Here is a 22,692-nt window from a genome sequence, read left to right as displayed (position 1 = left end):
CTCAGAACCGCAGCCACTCCAGCACCGCGCGCACCCGGCGGTGGTCGTCGGTGTCGGCTGGCAGGTCGAGCTTCGCGAAGATGCTGTTGATGTGCTTGGCCACGGCCTTCTCGGTGACCACGAGCGCCTGTGCGATGCCGGCGTTGGCGCGGCCCTCGGCCATCAGCGCGAGCACCTCGCGCTCGCGCTCGGTGAGCCGGTCGACCGGGGTGTCCTTGCGCCGCTCCAGGACCGCCGCGACGACCGACGGGTCGAGCACCGTGCCGCCGTCGGCCACCCGGTGCAGCGCCTCGACGAACTCCCCGACGTCGGAGACCCGGTCCTTGAGGAGGTAGCCGACCGCGCCCTCGCCCGAGGCCAGCAGCTCGCGGGCGTAGAGCTGCTCGACGTACTGCGAGAGCACGAGCACCGGGAAGCCGGGACGCCGGCCGCGCACGTCGATCGCCGCGCGCAGCCCCTCGTCGGTGAACGTCGGCGGCATCCGCACGTCGACCACGGCGGCCTCGGCGGCGGGGTCGGCGAGCGCCTGCTCGAGGTCGGCGAGGTTGTCGACCGCCGCCACGACCTCGAAGCCCTTCGCCTCGAGGAGCTGGGTCAGGCCCGCCCTCAGGAGGGCATGGTCTTCGGCGAGGACGATGCGCACGGAACCTCCCAGCTCACGACGGTCGGGCCACCCGCCGGACTGGAGACCGTGAGGGTGCCGTCGAAGGCTGCCAGACGGGCGGCGATCCCCGGAAGCCCGGACCCCCGGCGCGGGTCGGCGCCCCCGCGCCCGTCGTCGCCGACCTCGCCGCGCAGCACGCCGTCGGCATGGGTCAGGCTGACCCAGGACTGGTCGGCGGCGGAGTGCTTCGCGGTGTTGGCCAGGCACTCGGCGACGGTGAAGTAGACGGCCGACTCGACCGGCGCCGGCAGCCGGTCCGGCACGTCGAGCGCGAGCTCGACCGGCACCGCCATGTCGATCGCCAGGGCGGCCACAGCCCCGGCCAGGCCGCGGTCGGCCAGCACCGGCGGGTGGATGCCGCGGACGACGTCGCGCAGCTCGCCGAGCGCGGTGGACGACGTCCCGCGGGCGTCGTTGAGGAGCCGGCGTGCGGCCTCCGGGTCGGTGTCGAAGAGGTCGTCGGCCAGGCCCAGGCTGAGCGACACGGCCGCCAGCCGGGCCTGCGGGCCGTCGTGGAGGTCGCGCTCGATCCGGCGCAGCTCGGCGGCGGAGTGGTCGACGACGACCGCACGGGAACGGGTCAGCGCCTCGACCCGCTGCTCCAGGCGCTCGGTGCGCCCGACCGTGAGCAGCGCCCGGTCGACCGAGGCCCGGGCGCGCATCAGCGGGCCGACGCCGTACCACCAGATCGGGAGGGTGACCACGCCGAGGAAGAGGACGAGCGAGAGCAGCGAGACCACGAAGCCGAAGGTCATCGCCCACAGCATCCAGAGCAGGTCGCGCCAGGTCATCGGGTCGGCCGCCTGGGTGCGCAGGTTGGCGAGCAGGCCACCCGGCAGCGGCGCGTACGGCGCCGTGGTCGGCGCGCCGAGGATCCGGCCCGACATCCAGCGGTGCGCCTGCACCAGCGCGCGCATCAGCGGGACGAAGAGCAGCAGCAGGGCGATGCCCACCCACACCGCGACCAGCACGGCGCTCACCACCACCAGCACGAAGGTCACCACGACGGGGACGAAGAGGAGGACGTGCAGCGCGGCGTACCCCGTGGTCTCGAGACGCCCGGCACGGGCGTCGACGTCGGGCTCGGGGAAGCGGTTGCTCACCCCCCGATTCTCCCCGGCCCGCGCTGCGCGCGCAGTGGTGCAGGCACCACTCCGGCTCGGGTCGCTCCACCCCTGACCGGGGGCGCTCGCGGCGACAGCCTTGAGGGCACGTCCTCCACCCCCCCGTAGGAGCTTCCATGTCACGCATTCCCCTGAGCGGTCTGCCTTCCCGGGCCGCCCGCTGGAGCGCCACCCATCCGTGGCGGGCGATCGGCGCCTGGCTGGCGTTCGTCGTCATCGCGGTCGGCCTGTCGGCGACCGTCCCCACCAACGAGGTCGCCGACGCCGACTACCGGATCGGCGAGTCCGGCCGCGCGGCCGCGCTGATGGAGCAGGCCGACCTCGATGCGCCGCCCACCGAGAACGTCCTCATCGGTGCCCGCAGCGGTGGGCTCGACGCCGCCGAGGCGCGCGCCGCCGCGAGCGAGGTGGCCGACCGGATGGCGGGCCTCGACGGCGTCGCCGGGGTCGGGGACGTCGTCCCGAGCGCGGACGGGACGGCACTGCTCGTGCCGGTCGCGCTCACCGCCGACGACATCGACGCCGCCCCGCTGCTCGACGCGACCGCCGCCGTGCAGAAGGCGCACCCCGACCTGCGGGTCGAGCAGGCCGGCGACGTCACCATCGGCGACGCGATCGACGACCGCGTGGGCGAGGACCTGGCCTCGGCGGAGCTCGTCAGCCTGCCGATCACGCTCGTGCTGATGCTGCTCGCCTTCGGCGCCCTCATCGCCGCCGGGCTGCCCGTGCTGCTCGCCGCGACCAGTGTCGCCGCGACCATCGGGATCACCGGGCCGATCTCGTACCTCGTGCCGGCCGAGCCGACCGTGTACTCGATGATCGTGCTCATCGGCATGGCCGTGGGCGTGGACTACTCGCTCTTCTACCTCAAGCGCGAGCGCCAGGAGCGCGCCGCCGGACGCTCGACGCTCGACGCCGTCTCGATCGCCGCGGAGACCTCGGGCCACGCGATCCTCGTCTCCGGTGGTGCCGTGATCGCCTCGCTCGCGGCCCTCTTCGTGCTCACCGACGTCACCTTCAACTCGCTGGCCACCGGCGCGATCCTGGTCGTGGCGGTCGCCGTCCTCGGCTCGATCACCGTGCTGCCGGCGCTGCTCGTCAAGCTCGGCCGCTGGGTCGACCGGCCGCGGGTCCCGCTGCTGTGGCGGCTCACCCGCCGCGTGCGCACCGGCACCATCAGCGGCCGGCTGCTGGGGCCCGTCGTCCGGCACCCGGTGGTGGCGCTCGTGGTGTCCGGGCTCGCCCTCGCCGCGCTCGCCGTCCCGGCGCTGACGATGAAGACCCACCAGGCCAGCGCCGAGACGCTGCCGCGCGACATCCCGGTCGTGCAGACCCTGCGGACGATCACCACGGCCTTCCCCGCGGAGGGCACGTCGGCGCAGGTCGTCGTCAGCGGTGCCGACGCGGCGGCCGTGACCCCGCGGCTGCGGACCCTGGGCGGCGAGGTGCGGACCTCGACCGACGGGCGGACGTCGGTGCTCACCGTGCCCCTGCCCTACGAGGAGTCCGACGACCGCGCGGCGCGGGCGATCGAGCGGCTGCGCGACCACGACGTGCCGGACGCGCTCGCCCCGCTCGGGCCGGGCGTCTCGTGGGCGGTCGGCGGCGACGCGGCGGCGTCCCTCGACCACGCCACCAAGCAGGGCGACCGGATGCCGATCCTGCTGGGGATCGTGCTGCTGCTGACCCTGGTGATGATGGTGCTGGCGTTCCGCAGCGTGCTGCTCGGCCTGGTCTCGACGGTGCTCAACCTGACCTCGGTCGGCGTCGCCTTCGGCCTGCTGTCGCTCGTCTTCCAGCACGGCGTCGGGGCCGGGCTGCTCGACTTCACCAGTCCCGGCTTCGTCATCGACTGGATCCCGGTGTTCGTCCTCGTCGTCCTGGTCGGGCTGTCGATGGACTACCACGTCTTCGTGCTCAGCCGGATCCGCGAGCTGGTCGACGGCGGGATGCCGGCCCGCACAGCCGTGCACCGCGGGATCGCCGACACCGCGGGCGTGATCACCAGCGCCGCGGCGGTGATGGTGTCGGTCTTCGCGATCTTCGCGACGCTCTCGATGATGGAGATGAAGATGATGGGCGTCGGCCTGGCCGCCGCGATCCTCATCGACGCCACCGTCATCCGGCTGGTCGTGCTGCCGGCGGTGCTCGTGCTGCTGGGCGAGCGGGCCTGGCCGCGGCGCGGTCGTCCGGTCCCCGGCGAGGTGACCGCGACCGGGCCGACCACCTGGACCTCGGCCGACGGCGAGCTGCTGCCCGTCAGCCGGTGACCGGCAGGTCGCCCGGCACCGGGGTCGGGCTCGGAGCGGGGTTGCCGTCACCGGGCCCGCGTCCCACGATCACCTCGCCGCAGGTGGCCGAGGCGACCACGACCTCCTGCTGACCGAAGAGGTTCACGACCAGCGCGTCGACGGTGAAGGTGCCGTCGGCGCGCTGCGTCTGCCGGTTGACGGTCACCTTGACCACGCCCGGGATCTCGGCGGACGAGCCGGCCTCGCTGGTGTCGACCTCCATCGGCAGGCCCAGGGCCCGCAGGTTGACGATCTCGATCGCGCCCCGCCGGCCGGTGCAGGAGGCCTCGACCGCGTCGGCCGAGACGAGCGAGCCGCCGTCGAGCACGTCGCACAGGCCGGTCAGGTCGCCGGGGACCAGGGCGGAGAAGTCGAGCGCGGTGATCGCGCCGAGGTCGATCGGGGAGTCGGCGGTGCCCTCGTTGAGCGCGTCCTGCAGCGGGTCGATGACGAAATTGCCGACGTCGTCGGTGACGTCGTCGAAGTCGACCTGGCCCAGCTGGTCGCACACCGGCTGGAGCTGCTCGGCCAGGTCGTCGGGCAGCTGGGACAGCACCCCGCGGCCCACCGCGAGGTCGACCACCCCCGAGGACGCCCGGCCGTTCTGGGCGCTCACCGCGAACGCGGACGCCGACAGCAGCGGGTTGTCGGGCACCTCGGCGAGCGCGTCGGTGACCGGCTCGCCGTCGTACGAGACGACGGAGGGGACCGCGTCGATGGGGATCAGCCCCGTCGCGGCCAGCCCGTAGGCCGACGACGGCGCGCCCGCCGCGTAGCTCGGATCGCCCCCGCCGGCCAGCGTCAGCGAGCCCACCCCGACCAGGACCAGGGCGCCGATCGCACCCGCACGACTCTTGCTCATCTCGATCTCCCTCGTGGTCGCGCGAGTCGAAGACCCGCGCCTCTGGGGTGAGCAACGACACATCCCGGGCCCGGGCGCGGGAGAGCGCCGAGACGTGCGCAAAATGCCGATTTCTCCGGCCGACCCCGGCGCACCAGGCTGGTTCAATGTGCCGGGTGCTGCACTCCTTCCACCTCGCCGAGCTGCCCCCGACCGTGACCGCGCGGACCCTGGTGCGCCCGCCGTCCGCCGTCCCGGGGCTGCGGCACGCGGAGTGCCTCGCGATGATGCGGCTCGGCGCCCCGACCGTCTCCCTGGAGCGCTTCCAGGTGCGCCGCCTCGCCGTCTTCGCCACCTGGGACGACGCCGACGCGCTCGACCGCTACCTCGACCGCGACCCCCTCGGCCGCCGCCTGGCCGGCGGCTGGCACGTGCGCCTGCAGTACCTGCGCCGCTTCGGCGCCGTCGCCGCCCTCGGGCCCCTCCCCCAGCGCGCCGGCGACTGGGACCCCGACGAGCCCGCCGTCGCCGTCACCCTCGCCCGCCTCCGGCTCCCCGAGCTCCCCCGCTTCCTCCGCCTCGGCAAGCCCGTCGAGCGCCTCGTCGCCGGCCACCCAGCCGCGGTCTTCGCCACCGCTGCCGTACGACCACCGCGCACGTTCTCGACGTTCTCGATCTGGCGCAGCGTCCGCGAGATGACCTCGATGGTCCACGGCCGCGACCCGTCCGTCGCCGAGGCCCCGACCCATGCGGTGGCGATGGCGGAGCAGCGGCGGCGGGAGTTCCACCACGAGTCGGCGTTCCTGCGGTTCCGGCCGTTGTCAGAGCACGGACTCTGGCAGGGGCGCACGCTGCTGCCCTGAGGGCTGCCCCTCCCCCGCCGGCCGGACGACGACCGACAGCACCGCCGCGACCGCGCACAGCGCCGCCCCCGCCCACCAGGCATAGGTGTAGCTGCCGAGGTGGTCCCGGATCACGCCCGCCCCCAGCGCCGCGACCGCCGCACCGAGCTGGTGCGCCGCGAAGACCCAGCCGAACACGATGGTCCCGCGCTCGCCGAAGATCTCCCGGCACAGCGTGGCCGTCGGCGGCACCGTGGCGACCCAGTCGAGGCCGTAGATCACGATGAACAGCACCATGCTCGGGTGCACGCTGTCCGCGAGCAGCGAAGGGAGCAGGAGGAGGCCGAGGCCGCGGAAGGTGTAGTAGGCCAGGAGCAGGATCCGGGGGTCGAACTTGTCGGTGAGCCAGCCGGAGGCGATGGTACCGGCGATGTCGAAGATCCCGACGGCGGCGAGGAGCGCCGCGGCCGTCGTGCTCGACATGCCGTGGTCGTGGGCCGACGGGATGAAGTGGATGCCGATCAGGCCGTTGGTGGTGGCGCCGCAGATGGCGAAGGCGACCGCGAGCGCCCAGAAGGCGCGGTGCCGGGCGGCGTACGCGAGGCCCTCGAGAGCGCGCCGGGTCGCGCCGCCGGCGACACGGGGCGGGGCCGTCCAGCCGGGCGCGGCGCCGTAGGGGGCGACGCCGCGGTCCTCGGGGTGGTCGCGGACCACCAGCCACACCACCGGGACGACGGCCAGCGCCGCCGCCGCGATCACCAGCGACGCCGGGCGCCAGCCGGCGTGCTCGGCCAGGCTCGCGACCACCGGCAGGAAGACGAGCTGCCCGGTCGCCGAGCCCGCCGTCAGCACGCCCATGACCAGGCCGCGACGCTGCTCGAACCAGCGGTTCGCGATCGTCGCCGCCAGCACGAGCGCCATCGATCCGGTGCCCAGGCCGATCAGGACGCCCCAGCACACCAGCAGCTGCCACGACGCCGTCATCAGCACGCTGCCGCCGGCCCCGAGCGCGACGAGCGTGAGGGCGGCCGCGACGACGTACCGGATGCCGAAGCTGTCCATCAGCGCCGCCGCGAACGGCGCGGTCAGTCCGAAGAGGAGCAGGTTGATGCTGACCGCGAGCGACATGACGCTCGTCGACCACCCGAACTCGTCGTGCAGCGGGACCATCAGCGCCCCCGGCGCGGCCCGGAATCCTGCCGCCCCGATCAGCGCCAGGAACACCACCGCCGCCACCGCCCAGGCCGGGTGCACGCGGCTGACTTTCTTGAACGAAGTCACGGCGGGTACGCTAGCACGCATGGCGCTGCGCTCCGACTGGTCGACCGAGCTCTGCCCGGTCCGCCGCTCGCTCGACGTCCTCGGCGACCCGTGGATCCTCCTCATCGTCCGCGACGTCCTGCACGGCACGGGCCGCTTCGAGCAGCTCCGCGACAACCTCGGCATCTCCGAGGCCGTCCTCAGCCGCCGCCTGCGCACCATGCGCGAGGCCGGCCTGCTCACCACCGTCGACTACGAGCGCGGCGGCCGCACCCGCCAGCGCTACGTCGCCACCGACGCCGCCGCTGACCTCCTCCCCCTGCTCCAGCAGCTCGCCATCTGGGGGGAGCGGCACACCACCGAGCCCGACGGCGGCGCGCACATGACGCTGCGCCACGAGACCTGCGGGCACGAGACCACGCAGGCCGAGACCTGCTCGGCGTGCGGTGAGCCGCTGCGGCCCGAGGACATGACGTGGGTCAAGCCGTGGTTGGCGGCGGAGCACCGGTTGCGCCCGGCGGGCGGCTGAGCCTCACAACCGCTGCACCAGCATTGCCATCCCCATCCCCCCACCGATGCACATCGTCTCGATCCCGAGCTCCTGGTCCCGCTCGGCCAGCCCGTGCAGCAGCGTCGTCATGATCCGGGCGCCGGTCATCCCGAAGGGGTGCCCGAGCGCGATCGCGCCGCCGTAGGGGTTGAGCTGGCGGTCGACGTCGATGCCGAGAGCGTCGACGACGGCGAGGACCTGCGCGGCGAAGGCCTCGTTGAGCTCGATGACGTCGATGTCCCCGATCACGTGACCGGTCGTCTCGAGCAGCCGCGCGACGGCGGCGATCGGGCCCACCCCCATGTGGGACGGCTCGAGCCCGGTCACCGTGGACGCGACGATCCGCGCCAGCGGTGGGAGGCCGAGCGTCTCCGCGCGGCGGGCGGACATGAGGGCGACGGCGGCGGCGCCGTCGTTGAGCGGGCAGGAGTTGCCGGCGGTGACGGTGCCGTCGGGGCCGAGGACGGGGGCGAGCGCCGCGAGCGTCTCGTACGTCGTGCCGGGCCGCGGCGAGTCGTCCTCGGTGGCGAGGGTGCCGTCGGCGAGGGGGAAGGGCGTGATCTCGCGGGCGAAGAAGCCGTCGGCGCGGGCCGCGGCCGCGCGGGCCTGGGAGAGGGCGGCGTACTCGTCCATCCGCTCGCGCGTGACGGCGTGGCGGTGGGCGACGTTCTCGGCGGTCTGCAGCATCGACGAGTAGAGGTCCGTGACGAAGCCGTCGGCGGTGGGGTCGGACAGGCGCGGGTTGAGGTCGTCGTACCCGAGCGGCACCGGGACCTTCGAGACGCTCTCGACTCCCCCTGCGATGACGACGTCGGCCTCACCGGCGGCGATCGAGTGCGCCCCCGACCGGATCGCCTGGAGGGACGACGCGCACGCGCGGCTCACGGTCAGCCCCGGCACCGAGACCGGCAGCCCGGCGAGAAGGCCCACTGCGCGGGCGATCCCGAAGCCCTGCTGGCCCTCGGGCACCGCGCAGCCGATCACCACGTCGTCCACCGTGGCCGGGTCGAGCGCGGGCAACTGGTCGAGCACCGCGCGGACCGCGAAGCCGCCCAGGTCGTCGGGGCGGACGTCGCGCAGCGATCCCTTGTGGGCGCGGCCGATCGGGGTCCGGGCGGTCGCGACGATCACCACGTCGTCGGGCGCGAGGGCGCTCATCCCAGCGGACCGCCGGCGACGTAGAGGACCTGGCCCGACACGTAGCCCGCCCCCTCACTCACCAGGTACGACGTCGCGTGGGCCACGTCGTCGGGCTGCCCGACGCGGCGGACCGGGATCTGGTCGGCGTACTTGGCGACGAAGTCGTCGAACTCGAAGCCCATCCGCTCGGCGGTGGCGACGGTCATCTCGGTCTGGATGAAGCCCGGCGCGATCGCGTTGACGGTCACGCCCGACGGGCCGAGCTCGATCGCGAGCGTCTTGGTGAAGCCCTGGAGCCCGGCCTTGGCCGACGAGTAGTTGGCCTGGCCGCGGTTGCCGAGGGCCGAGCCGCTCGACATGTTCACCACGCGGCCGAAACCCGCCTCGCGCATGGCCGGAAGGCAGGCCTGGGTCATCAGGAAGGCACCGCGCAGGTGCACGCCCATGACCGCCTCCCAGTCGTCGAGCGACATCTTGTGGAGCAGGTTGTCGCGGATGATCCCGGCGTTGTTGACCAGCACCGTCGGGGCGCCGAGCTCGGCGGCGACCCGCTCGACCGTCGTCCCGACGCTGTCGGGGTCGGCCACGTCGCCGCCGACGGCGAGGGCCCGGCCGCCCGCTGCACGGATCGCGGAGACCGCGTCGGCGCAGGCGGCCTCGTCGAGGTCGACGACCGCGACGGCGAGGCCGTCGCCGGCCAGCCGCTCGGCGATCGCGCGGCCGATGCCGCGGGCCGCTCCGGTGACGATGGCGGTGCGCTGCTCAGCCATGGGTGGGGGTCTCCTTCAGGTAGCGCTCGCGCAGCTGCCGCTTGTAGAGCTTGCCGGCGGGCGATCGGGGCATCACGTCGATGACGTCGACGGTGCGGGGAACCTTGTGCCGGGCGAGCCGGTCGCGCACGAAGGCGCGGATCTCGTCGTCGATCCCCGCCGCCTCGGCCTCGGGGTCGAGCTCGACGACCGCCTTGACCTCCTCGCCGAACTCCTCGTTCGGCACGCCGAACACGGCGACGTCGAGCACCTGCGGGTGCGCGGAGATGACGTCCTCGATCTCCTGCGGCGAGATGTTCACCCCGCCGGAGATGATCATGTAGTCGGTGCGGTCGGTCAGGTAGAGGTAGCCCTCGGCGTCGAGGTGGCCGACGTCGCCGAGCGTGCTCCAGCCGCGGTGCACCGGGTGCCGGGTGGAGTCGGTCTTGTCGGGCTCGCCGTGGTACTCGAAGGCGGGCAGCCCGCCCGGCGTCTCGAAGTAGACGACGCCGTCCTGGCCGGTCGGGAGCTCCGCCCCGTCAGGGCCGCAGATGTGGATCACGGCGGAGCCGAACGCCCGGCCCACCGAGCCCGGGTGGGCGAGCCACTCCTGCGAGGTGATGACCGTCGAGCCGTTGTCCTCGCTGCCGGCGTAGTACTCCATGATCACCGGGCCCCACCAGTCGATCATCGCCCGCTTCACCGGCACCGGGCAGGGGCTCGCGCCGTGCATCGCGAAGCGCAGCGACGACAGGTCCGCCGCCGCACGCTCGGCCTCGGGAAGGCGGAGCAGCCGCACGAACATGGTCGGTACGACGAGCGCGTGGGTCGCGCGGTAGCGGCCGACCGCGTCGAGGAACGCCGACGCGTCGAAGCGCTCCATCAGCAGCAGCGTGCCGCCCAGGCCGAGGACCGCGCTCGCGAACGAGTTCGGCGCGGCGTGGTAGAGCGGGGCCGGGCTGAGGTTCACGGTGTCGGTCCCGACGTCGTACGCCGTGCGGGCGAACTCGAGCAGCGGGACGTTGCCCTCGGCGTAGGTGCGCGCCGCGAGCGGGCGCTTGATCCCCTTGGGCCGGCCGGTGCTGCCCGAGCTGTAGACCATCGAGGCGCCGAGCACGTCCTCGTCGACCGGTACGGCGGGGTGCCGGTCGAGCACGGTGGCCAGCTCGTCGAAGCCGGGCAGCGCGACGTCGAGGCTGATCCGCAGCGGGAGGTCGAGGTCGGCCAGGCCGGCCGCGAGCGCGTCGAGCCGGCCGTCGACGACGACCGCGCGGGCGCCGCAGTTGTCGACGATGAAGCGCGCCTCGGCATCGGTCAGGTAGGTGTTGATCGGCGTGTAGTAGAGCCCCGCCCGCATCGCGGCCCAGTAGACGACCGGGTTGCGCAGGTGGTTGGCGACCGCCGAGGCGACGTGGTCGCCGGGACGCAGCCCGGCCGCGCGGAAGGCCTGGGCGAGCTGCATCGACTCCCGGTCGAGCTCGCCGTAGGTGAGCGTGGCGCCGGTCTCGGCGAGGATCACCGCCGGCTTGTCGGGATGGCGCGCCGCGTGCATGCTCGGGTTGCTCATGGCGGCATGCTAACTACAACAGCGACATCGAGGAAGAGGTGCGTCAAAACTCGCTCAAGCCTGAGCCTCTGTCCAATTCACTATCCGGTAGACAGTCACTCACGAGCACGCTTCAATGACGCCATGAGGCTTGCCCTGTCCCCCGAGCTCGCCGCCTTCCGGCAGGAGCTGCGGGAGTTCTTCGAGACCCAGGTGCCGTGGGAGCTGCGCGAGCCCGTGGCGCACGGCGCCCCGCTCGACCGCGACGTGATCGTGGAGACCCACCGGATCCTGCACCGCGCCGGGCTCGCCGTCCCCGACTGGCCGCTCGCCTGGGGCGGACGCGACTGGACGCCGCTGCAGCACCACCTGTGGGCCGAGGAGATGCACCGCGCCGCGGTCTTCCCGCCGCTCAGCCCGAACACCGGTCTCGTCGGGCCGGTCATCGCGGCCTTCGGGACCGAGGAGCAGAAGCGGCGCTTCCTTCCCCCTACGGCCGCCCTCGACATCTTCTGGTGCCAGGGCTTCTCCGAGCCGGATGCCGGCTCCGACCTCGCCGCGCTGCGCACGACCGCCGTCCGCGACGGCGACGAGTACGTCGTCAACGGCCAGAAGACGTGGACCAGCCTCGCGCACTGGGCGGACTGGATCTTCTGCCTCGTCCGCACCGACCCCGACGCACCGAAGCGGCAGCAGGGCATCTCGTTCCTGCTGGTCGACCTCGCGACGCCGGGCATCACCGTCCGGCCGATCCGGATGATCGACGGCGAGGCCGAGGTCAACGAGGTCTTCTTCGACGACGTCCGGGTGCCGGCCGACCAGCTCGTCGGCACCCCCCACGAGGGCTGGTCCTACGCGAAGTTCCTGCTCGGCAACGAGCGGGTCAACGTCGCCCAGATCGGCGCGACCAAGCTGCGCCTGGCCCTCGTGAAGGAGCACGCGCTCGCCCGCCAGGACGACGGCAGCCAGCTCGTCGACGACCCGCTGCTCGCCGTCCGGATCGCGGAGGCGGAGGCCTCCCTCGCCGCGCTCGAGCTCACCGCGCTGCGCGTCGCCGCGGGGTCGAGCGACGGGCAGCCGCAGCCGGCGTCCTCGGTGCTCAAGCTGCAGGGCACCCACCTCCAGCAGCTCGTCGCCGAGCTGACCATGGACCTCGCCGGGCCCGGCTCGACCGCGACCGGCACGCCGTCCGAGCGCACGGGTGCGGGCGCCTGGGAGCGCCGCTCGGCCCTGCAGCACCTGAACATGCGCAAGGTCTCGATCTACGGCGGAGCCAACGAGATCCAGCGCACCATCATCGCCAAGAACGTGCTGGGACTCTGACATGGACCTGACCCTCACCCCCGAGCAGGACGACCTCGAGCGCGCGGTCACCCGGATGCTCGCCACCGCTCCCGACGCCTGGGCCGGCCTCGCCGAGATGGGCCTGCTCGGGCTCGGCGTCCCCGAGGCCGACGGCGGCGCCGGCGGCACCTTCGCGGACGTCTTCGTCGTGGCCCGCGCGCTCGGCCGCGCCGGGGCCCGGACGCCGTACGTCGAGGGGGTGGTGGGCGGCTCCCTGCTCCCCGGGCCGGCCGACCGGCTCGTCGTCCTGGCCCACGACGAGCCCGGCCGCCGCTGGCACCCCGGCGCCGGCGTCCGCGCCGAGCCCGAGCCCACCGGCGGCACCTGGCGGCTGACCGGCACCAAGGAGCCCGTCCTGCACGGCGCCGCGGCCGACCTCCTGGTCGTCTCCGCAACCGGCCCCGAGGGGCTGGGCCTGTTCGTTGTCGACCCCGCGGACGCGGCGATCCACTCCTACCTCTCGCACGACCGCTCCCCCACGGCGCGGATCGACCTGGACCGCACCCCCGCGACCCTCCTGGCCGCACCCCCTCATGCGGATGAGCTGCTCACGGCGGCGAGCGTCCGCGCCGTGACGGCGTACGGCGCCGAGGCGCTGGGCGCGATGGAGGACGCCCTCGAGCGGACCGTCGCCTACCTCCGGACCCGGCACCAGTTCGGCGTACCGCTGGCGTCGTTCCAGGCCCTTACCCACCGCGCCGCCGACGCCTACGTCGCGCTCGAGCTGGCCCGCAGCGCCGTCCTGTACGCGACGGCGTGCCTGGCCGAGGACGTCGTCGACCCCGCGGTCGCGTCGCGCCTCAAGGTGCAGACCGGCCGCGCCGGCCGGCTGATCGGCCAGGAGGCGATCCAGCTGCACGGCGGCATCGGCATGACCGACGAGCACGCCATCGGCTACGTCACCGCCCGCCTCGAGGTCATCGAGCACCTCTGGGGCGACACCGGCTTCCACCTGCATCGACTGGCTGCGGGCCTCGGCGACCACGGCGCGGTCGAGCTCCTCCGCTGACCTTCCCGCCCCACGAAGTCGGGAGGTTGCGGGCGCGAAGTGCGCCACTTGCGGGTGCGAGAACTGACGAGCTGTCAGTCCTCGCACCCGCAACCGGCGTACTTCGGACCCGCAACCCGCGTACTTCGGGCCCGCAACCCGCGCACTTCGCGCAGGACGAAGGGCCCCCGCCACCGGGTTCGGTGGCGGGGGCCCTTCTCGTGGGGTGCGAGGTCAGCGCCTCACTTGGCCGGGACGACGTCCCCGGCGGAGACGAAGCGCTTCTCGGCGGTGCTCCACGAGATCGGCTCGAAGCCGTTCACGCCCGCGGGGCGGTCCGAGGTGCTGAGCCAGTGGATGCCGTCGATCAGGATGGGCGAGGCGTAGTCCTGGTCACGGGCGGCCTCGATGATGCCGAGCTGGCTGAGGCCGGCGTCGGAGTCGGCGGCCTGCTGGAGGGTGTTGACCAGGAGGTCGGCCTGGAGCCAGCCGGCGACGGTGATGGAGTTCGACGGGTCGTCGGCGTCGCCGAGGGCGTCGAGGTACTCCTTGACGGCGGCGTCGTCCTTGAGCGCCGGGTCGGCAGGGTCCTTGTAGTAGCGCAGGATCGTCACGCCGTCGGCGGCGTCGCCGGACGCGAGGTACTCCGCCGCGTTGGCGCAGTTGCTGGCGGCGACGACGAGCTCGGGCTCGTAGCCGATCCGGCCGCGGGCGGTGTCGAACGCACCGCAGGTGCCGACCACGCCGGCGTGGTAGACGACCGTGGCGCCGGCCTCCTTGAGCGCGGTCGCGGCCGCGTTCGGGTCGGTGTCGGAGGTGACGAGCTTGATCTCGAGCCCCGCCTCCTTCGCGGCCTCCTGGAAGGCCTCGCTCTGCGCCTTGCCGCTGGCGGTCTCGTTCTCCGCGACGCCGACGACGGCGTCCGGCACCTTCTCCTGGATCAGGTGCACCAGGACGGCGGTCTCCGCCGACGCCGACGGCAGGAACTGCACCGTCCACGGGTAGTTCTTCATGTCGAGGTACTTCGGGTCGCTCGAGCTCGGGTAGAGCAGCGGCACGCACGCGGCGTTCTGGTCGTCGGCCATCGCGCCGACCTGACCGGCACCGAAGGTGTTGAGGATGTCGACGTCCATCTTCTCGATGAACTGGGTGACGTTGGCCTTCGCCTTGTCGGGCGAGAAGGCGTCGTCGAGGTACTCGATCTTGATCGGGACGCCGTTGATGCCGCCCGCGGCGTTGGCGGCCTCGATCCGGGCCTTGAAGCCGCGCGAGGACACCTCGACGACACCGGCGACCGGGCCGGACAGCGGCGCGCTGTAGCCGAGGGTGATCTCGTCCTTGATCTCCTTCTCGACCGCACCCGGGTCCGGGCAGTCGTCGAGGTTGACGCCTCCGGCCGAGCTGCCGCCGCTGTCGTCGTCCGCGGCGCTGTTGCACGCGGTGAGCGCGAGGCAGAGGGCCAGTCCCGAAGCCGCCGCGAGGGAGCGGGCTCGGGATCGCTTGAGTGCGGTCATTGCACTGCCTTTCTGGTTTCCGGTGTTCACGGAGCGAGGACGGGTCCGCGCTCGGGTTCTGCGGAGGAGACGGCCGGCCCGGTTCGGGACGGCGGCGCGGTGCGCGGCCGAGCCGCGCGCACCACGACGAATCGGTTGACCAGCGACCCGAGGGCGCCGGCGATGCCCGAGGGGGCGAGGAAGATGACGAGCAGCAGGATCACCGCGAAGAGAACCGCGGAGCCCTGGCCCTGCCCGATCGACGACGTGTAGTACGGGATGTAGACGACGCACGCGGCACCGATGATCGGCCCGAAGATCGTGCGCTCGCCGCCGATGACGAGGCCGATGAGCAGGGTGATGCCGGCCATCAGGGTGAAGGACCCCTCGGCGAACAGCGTGCCCATGTAGATCGCGAAGAGTGCACCCGCGGCGCCGGTGATGCCGCCCGAGAGGCCGAACATCAGCGTCTTGACGACCGCGATGTTGATCCCGGACGACGACGCCGCGATCTCGTTCTCACGGACCGCCGCCATCGCCAGCCCGTAGCGGCTGCGGGTCAGGCAGTGGGTCACGTAGAGGGTGAGCGCGAGCACGACGACGCCGAGCCAGTAGAGCCACTGGTCCTTCTCGCCGAGCGTGAAGCCCGACCACTCCGGCGGCCGCATCGACAGCCGCGGGATGTTCATGCCGCTGGACCCGCCGGTCAGCCCGTCGAAGCGGGCGACCAGCTCGGGGAAGGCGACCGCGAAGGCCAGTGTCACCATCGCGAGGTAGAGCCCCTTGATGCGCAGCGCGGGCAGGCCGACGAGCAGGCCGGCGACGAGGCAGACGCCGAACGCGGCGGGGATGGTCGCCCACGGCTCCCAGCCCTGGTGCACGACCAGGATGCCGGTCGTGAACGCGCCCATGCCGAGGAAGGCCGAGTGCCCGACCGAGAGCAGCCCGACGTACCCGGTGGCGACGTTGAGCCCCGCGATCGCGACCGCGTAGATCATGAACCGGGTGACCTGGCCCTGCTCGAAGGGCTCGAGGCCGCTGCCCCACAGGGCGGCGAGGACGCCGGCCGCCACGACGGCGGCGAGGATCGCGCGGTACGGCGTGGTGCCGCGCTCGACGATGACAGGGAGTTTCATACCCGCTCCAGACGACGGGCGCCGAACAGGCCGGTGGGCTTCACCAGCAGGACGGCGACGATGACGACGAGGGCCGAGGTCAGCGACATCGAGCCGCCGAGGAAGGTGACGTAGCCGTTGACCATGGCGAGCCCGATGCCCAGCGCCAGGCCGCCGACGACGGCGCCCTTGATGCTGTCGAGCCCGCCCAGGAGGGCCGCGGCGGTGGCGAAGATCAGGACCGGGAACATCGACGAGAGGCCGAGCTGCCCGGGCGGCACGAGGGGGACGAGCAGCGGTCCGGCCAGCGCGCCGACGGCGGCCGACATCCCCCACGAGAGCGTGAGCACCCGTCCGACGCGGACGCCGCACAGGGCCGCGGAGTCGGGGTTCGTGGCGACCGCCCGCATCTGCAGGCCGATGCTCGTCTTGTTGAAGAACAGCGTGAGCCCGGCGACGACCGCGGCCATGATGGCGACGATGAGGATCGTGTCGTAGTGCAGCCGGGCACCGGCGATGTCGATGTAGGTGTCCTCACCGGTCGGCAGCATCCGCGGGAACGGCTTCTCGTCCGACCCCCAGATCCAGCCGCTGAGGCCGTTGAGCCCGGTGAACAGGGCCAGACCGACGATGAGCACGGCCGTCTCGTCCCGCTTGCGCACCGGACGGACCAGCCAGCGCTCGGCCAGCGCGCCCATCAGGAAGCCGATCAGGATGGCCGGGACGACGGCCAGCCAGATGTTGACGCCCTTGCCCGCCAGCCACCAGGTGACGTACGACGTGAAGAGCGCGAACTCGCCCTGGGCGAAGTTGATCGTGGACGAGCTGCGGAAGACCATCACCAGGCACAGCGCGATCAGCACGTAGACCGCGCCCGACGTGGTGCCCGCGAACAGTCGCGACAAGAAGATGTCCATGGGTTCCCTCCTCAGTAGCCCAGGTACGCGGCACGGATGCTGTTGTCGTCGCGGAACGACTCCGCGGAGCCGCTCGCGCCGACCTCGCCGACCTCGAGGAGGTAGACGCGGGAGGCGATCTCGAGCGCCAGCTCGGCGTTCTGCTCGACGAGGAGCAGGGCGGTGCCGAGTTCGCGGTTGACCTCGGCGAGCGTCACGAAGAGCTCCTGCACCACGACGGGCGCGAGGCCGAGGCTGATCTCGTCGCACAGCAGCAGGCGGGGCCGGCTCATCATGGCCCGGGCCACGGCGAGCATCTGCTGCTCGCCTCCGGACAGCGTGCCGGCGACCTGGTCGCGGCGCTCGGCGAGCCGCGGGAAGACGGTGAACCAGCGGTCGATGTCGGTGCCGACCTCGGCCTTGTCCTTGCGGGTGACCGCGCCGAGCCGCAGGTTGTCCATCACCGACAGGCCGGTGAGCGTGCCGCGGCCCTGCGGCACGAGGCTGACGCCCTTGGCGAGCATGACGTCGGGACGGGCGTTGCGCACCGGCGTGCCGTCGACGAGCAGCTGACCGCCGGTGAGGGGCAGCTGGCCCGACAGGGCGCTCAGCAGCGTCGACTTGCCCGCGCCGTTGGCGCCGAGGACGACGACGACCTCGCTCGGGTCGACGCTGACCGACACCTCGCGCAGGACCGTGAGGCCGCCGTACCCGGCGACCAGGTCGCGGGCCTCCAGGACGGCGCTCATGCGGCCCTCCCGAGGTAGGCGGCGATCACGGCCGGGTCGCGCTGGACGTCGGTCGGGGAGCCGTCGGCGATCGTCGCGCCGTGGTCCATCGCGACGACGTGGTCGGAGACGCCCATCACCAGGCCCATGTGGTGCTCGACCAGCAGGGCGCTGAACCCGAGCTCGTCGCGCAGCTCGCGGATCAGCCCGCCGAGCTCGGCGACCTCGGCATGGGTCAGGCCACCGGCCGGCTCGTCGAGGAGCAGCAGCCGCGGCCGGCTGAGCAGCGCCCGGGCCAGCTCGACGCGCTTGAGCGTCCCGAAGGGCAGGCCCCGCGCCGGGTGGTGCGCGACGTCGACCAGGTCGAAGCGCTCGAGCAGCGCCCAGGCCTCGCCCTCGATCGCCCGGGTGCGCCGCAGCGCGCCCGGCCAGCCGACGAGCGAGGGCAGCAGGTGGGGCACGGAGCGGGCGTGGGCGCCGACGACGACGTTCTCGAGGACGGTGCGCGAGGGCCACAGCGCCAGGTTCTGGAAGGTCCGCGCCACGCCGGCACGGACCACCTGGTGCCGGCGCAGGGCCAGCAGGTCGCGGTCGTCGTACGTGATGGTGCCGGCGCTGGGCTGGTACACGCGGGTCACGCAGTTGAACAGGGAGGTCTTGCCCGCTCCGTTGGGCCCGATCAGGCCGCAGATCTCGTTGTCCCCGACCGAGAAGGTGACCTCGTCGAGTGCGGTGAGTCCTCCGAAGCGGAGCACCACGCCTTCCACCCTCAGCATCAGATGTACCTTTCCTAGCCGAATCTTTCGTGCTTTCCTCGGGCCCGAGAAGGCTGTGACCCCGATCACCTGTCGCCAGGGATGGAGACACTATGGCGGCGCAGGAGTCACTCCGTCAATAGAAGTGATGACGCATCTTCTGTAACTTTCACTAACGATGTAGCGTCACTCCCCGTGACACCAAGCGAGAGCGAACGCGACGTCGACGACGCACCCGAGGTGTCCCCTCTCGGCACGGCGCTCGCACTGCTCGGCGACATGTGGACGCTGCGCATCGTGATGCTCGTGTTCTCCGGGCGCCGGCGCTTCCAGGACATCCGCACGTCGCTCGCGATCTCCGACCCGGTGCTCTCGCGCCGGCTCACCGTCCTCATCGAGCACGACATCCTCTACACCGAGGAGTACCAGCAGAACCCGCCGCGCAAGGAGTACCTGCTCACCGAGTCGGGGCGCGCGCTGTGGCCGATCCTGGTCGCGCTGTGGGTCTGGGACCGGCGCTGGGCGGGGCACCAGCACCGCGACGCGCACATGCACCTGCGGCACCTGCCCTGCGGTCACCTCACCCGGCCGGTCTTCGGCTGCGCGGTGTGCGGCGCGATCGGCGTCGGCATCCGCGACACCGCCGGCCAGGTCGACGAGCGGCTGCACGTCGACACCCACCAGAAGCGGTCGCGGCGCTCGCCGTCGATGACGACGCCGATCGACGCCACCGGCGTGCTGGGCGACCGCTGGTCGACCTTCCTGCTCTCCGACGCGTTCACCGGGTCGCGCCGGTTCAACGACTTCCAGACCAAGCTGCAGATCTCGCCGGTCACGCTGACCCAGCGGCTCAACCTGTTCGTCGAGGGCGGCCTGATGTCGCAGGACGCGATCGAGGGCAGCAAGCGCACCGAGTACCGGCTGACCCCCAAGGCGCTGGACTTCTGGGAGGTCACCACCACCATCAACCACTGGGCTCAGCAGTGGGTCGCGTCCGACGGCCGGTCCGGGCTGTCGCTGACCCACACGACGTGCGGTGCGGAGCTGGTCCCGCAGTACACCTGCAACGCCTGCAACGGCGTGATCGAGCGGGACCAGATCCGCTTCGAGGGCGCGATCAGCGACCTGTGAACCGCGCGGGCCGTCGCTCGAAGAAGGCGGCGACGCCCTCGCGGTGGTCCTCGGACTGCTCGCACTCGGTGAGCGCGACGACGTGCGCCTGCAGGTGCTCGTCGCGGGTGCGCGAGGCGCCGTCGTTGATCAGCGCCTTCGCGCGGCGCAGTGCGAACGGCGAGCCGGACGACACCGCCAGCGCGAGCTCACGCGCCGCCTGCGGCAGCTGCTCGGGCTCGACGACGTCCATCACGAAGCCGATGTCGCGGGCCTGCGCGGCGTCGACGAACTCGCCGGAGAAGATCAGCCGCTTCGCCCACTGCGCGCCGATGAGCTGCGGCAGCACCCAGGTGCCGACGCCCTGGTCGGGGATCAGGCCGCGCTGCACGAAGATCCACGAGAACCGCGCCCGGGTCGAGGCGATCCGGAAGTCGGCCTGGGTCGCGAACTCCACCGCGACGCCCGCGCACGGGCCGTCCACGGCGGCGATCACCGGCTTGGTGCACGACCACAGGAACCAGTGCCGGCCGTCGGAGTGCTCGCCACGGTCCTCGGGGCGGGTCTCGGTCTCGACCTTCTCGAGCTGGCTCAGGTCGGTGCCGGCCGAGAACTGCCCAGGTACGCCGGTCAGCACGATCGCGCGCACCTCCGGGTCGGCCTCCGCTCGGGCGACGCCGTCGCGGATCGCGTCGTACATCGCGTAGGAGAGCGCGTTGCGCTTCTCCGGGCGGTCGATGGTGATCGTCGCGACGCCCTCGTCGACGTCGTAGTGGACGTGCTCGCTCATGCGTCCTCCCCCTGCCGGGTCGGCGCCGGGACGAGGGTGAAGCGGACGCCGCACAGCTCGATGACCTCGCCGGCGCGGGCCGGGTCGAGGGCGACCAGGTCGACGGCGACCAGGCCGCGGGGGCCGTCCCCCGATGCCACGAAGCGGATCTCCTCGCCGGGCAGGCGCAGGACGATGTCTGCCTCCCCTACGTCGAGGCCGAGCATGGTCGCCCAATTCCCCGCCACCTGCTGGGGATCCGGGGTCGCGATGGTGCACGCGACGATGTCGCCGCCCGGACCCTGCGCCTTGTTCTCGAAGACCGCGGGAGCGAAGTGCCAGGTCTCGGCGGGCTCGATCTGGTCGAGCTCGGCCAGCGTTCCGAGGTGCTTGGGGTGCCACTGGCTGATCCGGTGACCCTCGTAGTCCTGGTGGATCACCGGCGTGACCCCGATCGCGGCCGCCGTGTCGACGACGCCCTGCAGGTCGGGCACCTGGACGACGGCCATGTAGCCGCCGTCGCCGTTGCGCCGCACGAGCTGGCCGAACGACGACTCCGGGTCGAGGGGCGCGACGATCTCGACGAACGTGTCGGCGAGGGTCAGCACCTCGTGCTCGAAGCCGAGCTTCGCCATCTCGGCCTCGTCCCGGACGCCGGTCCCGAAGCCGAGCACGTCGCGGGCCCGGGTGAGGGCGGAGTCGAGATCGGCGGTGATCAGGACGACCTGCCGCAGGCGGGGGTGGGACATCAGACGGTGCTCCGTTCCGGCGGGGTGGGGGTGGGCTGCAACCGGGTGCGCAGCTCGCGCTTGAGGACCTTGCCGATCGCGTTGCGGGGCAGGGCGTCGACGATCTCGAGGCGCTCGGGCCACTTGAACTTCGCGACGTCCGCGGCGCGCACGACGGCGATCATGTCGTCGAGGGTGGGTGGCGGGGCCGCGGGATCGGCGGGGACGACGTACACGCACAGGCGCTCGCCGAGGTCGGGGTCGGGCATGCCGACCGCAGCGACCTCCGCGACCCGGGGATCGGCGACGAGGAGGTTCTCGATCTCGGCGGCGGAGATCTTGAAGCCGCCGCGGATCACCAGGTCCTTGGCCCGGTCGACGTGCACGAGCAGGTCGGCGTTCTCGGCGCTGATCTCGAAGACGTCGCCGGTGCAGAACCAGCCGTCGTCGTCGAAGCCCTCGCGGCCGCGGCCGAGGTAGCCCGAGAAGATCGCGGGACCCTGCAGCCGCAGCTCGCCGGCCTGGCCGGGCTCGGTGACCTCCTCGCCGGTGGTCAGGTCGACCAGGCGGCTGCGCATGGCGGCGGCGACCGCCGTCCGGTAGGGCATGCCGGGCACTCCGTAACGCGGGAAGAGGCGCCCGCGCTGGGCCGGGTCGGGCACCGTCTCGGGCTCGGCGAAGAGCATGCCGCCCTCGTTGGAGCCGAACAGGTTGAGTACCTCGACCCCGCGGCCGCGCTCCCAGGCGTCGATCATCCAGCCCGACAGGGGGGCCGAGCCGGACGAGACCGCGCGCAGGCTGGAGAGGTCGCGGTCCGGGGCGCCGTCGGAGACGAGCGCGTTGAGGACCGGCGGCGGGGCGCACGTGTAGGTGACGCCGTGTCGCTCGACCTGCGCGCAGAACGTCTCGATGTCGAACGGGTGGTGCTGGACGAGGAAGGTGCCGTGGAGCAGCCAGGGCAGGAACATCCCGGCCAGGCCGCCGCCGTTGACCATGGGGAACGGGTTGAGCAGGACGTCGTCACCGGTGAGGCGGGGGGACTGCGAGGTCGCGGTGCCGAGGACCTCCCAGTCGCCGTACCCGCGCGGGACGCCCTTGGGCAGGCCCTCGGTGCCGGAGGTCCACACGATGGTGACCAGGTCGGCGGAGGTGAGGTCGAGGCTCGCGGCGTAGGCATCCGCCTGGTCCTGCTGGGGCGCGGTGGGAGCGATGTCGTCGATGGTGACGACCGTCGGGACCAGCTCGCGAGCCTCGGCGGCGAGCGGACGGCCGACGGCCTGCTCGGCGGTGACGAAGACCTCGGCACCGGCGAGCGTGCACATCCGCTCGAGCTCGTGGCGGCGGTACTGCACGGGGAACGGCGAGACCACCGCACCCAGGCGGGCGATCGCGACCATGACGAGGGGGAGCTCGACGCAGTTGGGGAGCTGCACGGCGACCACGCTGCCGCGTCGTACGCCTCGGGCGTGGAGGGTGGCGGCGATCGCGCGCACCTCGTCGTCGACCTGAGCCCAGGTCAGCTCGCGCGGGGCGCCGCTCAGGAAGCTCTCGCGGTTGACCGCGTCGGCCAGGGACGGGCGCTCGGGCCGCTCGCGCGCCCAGCGCTCGACCAGCCCGCTCCAGGTGATGCCGGTCCACCAGCCGTCGGCGACGAACGCGGCACGTCGGTCCTCGTCGTAGAGCTCCACGCGTCGCAGTCTACGATCGACAGCGCGGAACTACTAGATCGAAAGTGACAGAAATCTTGTCTGTGCGAGGC

At 72.6% G+C, this 22,692-nt stretch carries 21 protein-coding genes; 6 read left to right on the top strand and 15 right to left on the bottom strand.

What is annotated here, in order from left to right; genetic code table 11:
• Position 1: 1 nt before the first annotated feature.
• Together BM223_RS29140 and BM223_RS29135 are read right to left on the bottom strand one after the other, a co-directional pair.
• Positions 2–643, bottom strand: a complete 642-nt coding sequence (locus tag BM223_RS29140; protein WP_038675861.1) for a response regulator — start codon at positions 641–643, stop codon at positions 2–4.
• Positions 607–1,767 (bottom strand): sensor histidine kinase, encoded by a 1,161-nt coding sequence (locus BM223_RS29135; protein ID WP_052138075.1) that lies wholly within the window; start codon positions 1,765–1,767, stop codon positions 607–609. Before BM223_RS29135 ends, BM223_RS29140 begins: the two co-directional genes overlap by 37 nt.
• A gap of 137 nt (positions 1,768–1,904) precedes the next feature.
• Between BM223_RS29135 and BM223_RS18640 the strand changes: the two genes are divergently transcribed.
• The gene (locus tag BM223_RS18640) at positions 1,905–4,058 is read left to right on the top strand and encodes an MMPL family transporter (RefSeq protein ID WP_038675859.1); all 2,154 of its coding nucleotides are present in this window, start codon (positions 1,905–1,907) and stop codon (positions 4,056–4,058) included.
• On the opposite strand, the gene BM223_RS18635 is transcribed toward BM223_RS18640, so the two are convergent.
• Entirely contained in the window at positions 4,048–4,941 is an 894-nt protein-coding gene (locus BM223_RS18635; RefSeq protein WP_038675857.1) for a choice-of-anchor P family protein, read from the bottom strand. The two genes, BM223_RS18640 and BM223_RS18635, sit on opposite strands and share 11 nt — an antisense overlap.
• A gap of 155 nt (positions 4,942–5,096) precedes the next feature.
• Between BM223_RS18635 and BM223_RS18630 the strand changes: the two genes are divergently transcribed.
• Positions 5,097–5,783 carry a hypothetical protein gene (locus tag BM223_RS18630; protein ID WP_235319089.1) on the top strand — a complete coding sequence of 229 codons (687 nt, stop codon included), beginning with the start codon at positions 5,097–5,099 and terminating at the stop codon, positions 5,781–5,783.
• Here the strand turns inward: BM223_RS18630 and BM223_RS18625 are convergent.
• Positions 5,742–7,043, bottom strand: a complete 1,302-nt coding sequence (locus BM223_RS18625) for an MFS transporter (protein ID WP_038675854.1) — start codon at positions 7,041–7,043, stop codon at positions 5,742–5,744. The two genes, BM223_RS18630 and BM223_RS18625, sit on opposite strands and share 42 nt — an antisense overlap.
• Positions 7,044–7,062: 19 nt before the next feature.
• Here BM223_RS18625 and BM223_RS18620 point away from each other — a divergent pair, with 19 nt between their 5' ends.
• Positions 7,063–7,551 carry a winged helix-turn-helix transcriptional regulator gene (locus BM223_RS18620; RefSeq protein WP_052138073.1) on the top strand — a complete coding sequence of 163 codons (489 nt, stop codon included), beginning with the start codon at positions 7,063–7,065 and terminating at the stop codon, positions 7,549–7,551.
• A 3-nt stretch (positions 7,552–7,554) separates the two neighbouring features.
• Here the strand turns inward: BM223_RS18620 and BM223_RS18615 are convergent, their stop codons facing one another.
• Genes BM223_RS18615 through BM223_RS18605 form a run of 3 tightly spaced genes read right to left on the bottom strand, consistent with a single transcriptional unit; the run spans position 7,555 to position 11,028 of the window.
• Positions 7,555–8,730, bottom strand: a complete 1,176-nt coding sequence (locus BM223_RS18615; RefSeq protein WP_038675852.1) for an acetyl-CoA C-acyltransferase — start codon at positions 8,728–8,730, stop codon at positions 7,555–7,557.
• The gene (gene fabG / locus BM223_RS18610; protein WP_038675850.1) at positions 8,727–9,482 is read right to left on the bottom strand and encodes a 3-oxoacyl-ACP reductase FabG; all 756 of its coding nucleotides are present in this window, start codon (positions 9,480–9,482) and stop codon (positions 8,727–8,729) included. Before fabG ends, BM223_RS18615 begins: the two co-directional genes overlap by 4 nt.
• On the bottom strand, positions 9,475–11,028 hold the full coding sequence (locus tag BM223_RS18605) for an AMP-binding protein (protein ID WP_038675848.1): 1,554 nt from the start codon (positions 11,026–11,028) through the stop codon (positions 9,475–9,477). Before BM223_RS18605 ends, fabG begins: the two co-directional genes overlap by 8 nt.
• A 123-nt stretch (positions 11,029–11,151) precedes the next feature.
• Here BM223_RS18605 and BM223_RS18600 point away from each other — a divergent pair, with 123 nt between their 5' ends.
• Both BM223_RS18600 and BM223_RS18595 read left to right on the top strand, forming a co-directional pair.
• Positions 11,152–12,330, top strand: coding sequence for an acyl-CoA dehydrogenase family protein (locus BM223_RS18600; RefSeq protein ID WP_038675847.1), 1,179 nt, complete (start codon positions 11,152–11,154; stop codon positions 12,328–12,330).
• Between the two features lies 1 nt (position 12,331).
• Positions 12,332–13,360: an acyl-CoA dehydrogenase family protein gene (locus BM223_RS18595; RefSeq protein WP_038675845.1), complete on the top strand. Its 1,029-nt coding sequence runs from the start codon at positions 12,332–12,334 to the stop codon at positions 13,358–13,360.
• Positions 13,361–13,581: 221 nt separating this feature from the next.
• Here BM223_RS18595 and BM223_RS18590 read toward each other — a convergent pair whose 3' ends face one another.
• The 5 genes from BM223_RS18590 to BM223_RS18570 are packed head-to-tail and all read right to left on the bottom strand — an operon-like array spanning position 13,582 to position 18,347.
• The gene (locus tag BM223_RS18590; protein WP_052138072.1) at positions 13,582–14,853 is read right to left on the bottom strand and encodes an ABC transporter substrate-binding protein; all 1,272 of its coding nucleotides are present in this window, start codon (positions 14,851–14,853) and stop codon (positions 13,582–13,584) included.
• Positions 14,854–14,879: 26 nt separating this feature from the next.
• Positions 14,880–15,968, bottom strand: a complete 1,089-nt coding sequence (locus BM223_RS18585; RefSeq protein WP_075018674.1) for a branched-chain amino acid ABC transporter permease — start codon at positions 15,966–15,968, stop codon at positions 14,880–14,882.
• On the bottom strand, positions 15,965–16,864 hold the full coding sequence (locus tag BM223_RS18580; RefSeq protein WP_038675843.1) for a branched-chain amino acid ABC transporter permease: 900 nt from the start codon (positions 16,862–16,864) through the stop codon (positions 15,965–15,967). The genes BM223_RS18585 and BM223_RS18580 overlap by 4 nt, the downstream gene beginning before the upstream one ends.
• Positions 16,865–16,875: 11 nt before the next feature.
• Positions 16,876–17,592: an ABC transporter ATP-binding protein gene (locus BM223_RS18575; protein ID WP_038675842.1), complete on the bottom strand. Its 717-nt coding sequence runs from the start codon at positions 17,590–17,592 to the stop codon at positions 16,876–16,878.
• On the bottom strand, positions 17,589–18,347 hold the full coding sequence (locus BM223_RS18570; protein WP_052138071.1) for an ABC transporter ATP-binding protein: 759 nt from the start codon (positions 18,345–18,347) through the stop codon (positions 17,589–17,591). Before BM223_RS18570 ends, BM223_RS18575 begins: the two co-directional genes overlap by 4 nt.
• Positions 18,348–18,521: 174 nt before the next feature.
• On the opposite strand from BM223_RS18570, the gene BM223_RS18565 reads away from it, so the two are divergent.
• Positions 18,522–19,457, top strand: coding sequence for a winged helix-turn-helix transcriptional regulator (locus BM223_RS18565; RefSeq protein ID WP_235319085.1), 936 nt, complete (start codon positions 18,522–18,524; stop codon positions 19,455–19,457).
• Here the strand turns inward: BM223_RS18565 and BM223_RS18560 are convergent.
• Genes BM223_RS18560 through BM223_RS18550 form a run of 3 tightly spaced genes read right to left on the bottom strand, consistent with a single transcriptional unit; the run spans position 19,444 to position 22,621 of the window.
• The gene (locus BM223_RS18560; RefSeq protein WP_038675840.1) at positions 19,444–20,226 is read right to left on the bottom strand and encodes an enoyl-CoA hydratase/isomerase family protein; all 783 of its coding nucleotides are present in this window, start codon (positions 20,224–20,226) and stop codon (positions 19,444–19,446) included. The two genes, BM223_RS18565 and BM223_RS18560, sit on opposite strands and share 14 nt — an antisense overlap.
• Entirely contained in the window at positions 20,223–20,954 is a 732-nt protein-coding gene (locus BM223_RS18555; RefSeq protein WP_038675838.1) for a VOC family protein, read from the bottom strand. Before BM223_RS18555 ends, BM223_RS18560 begins: the two co-directional genes overlap by 4 nt.
• Positions 20,954–22,621 (bottom strand): class I adenylate-forming enzyme family protein, encoded by a 1,668-nt coding sequence (locus tag BM223_RS18550; protein WP_038675836.1) that lies wholly within the window; start codon positions 22,619–22,621, stop codon positions 20,954–20,956. The genes BM223_RS18555 and BM223_RS18550 overlap by 1 nt, the downstream gene beginning before the upstream one ends.
• Positions 22,622–22,692 lie beyond the last annotated feature (71 nt).

The organism is Pimelobacter simplex, from assembly GCF_900114845.1.
In the GTDB taxonomy this organism is placed as follows: domain Bacteria; phylum Actinomycetota; class Actinomycetes; order Propionibacteriales; family Nocardioidaceae; genus Nocardioides; species Nocardioides simplex.
The sequence above is the reverse complement of the archived record's forward strand: the minus strand, read 5'-3'. Positions and strand labels throughout refer to the sequence as shown.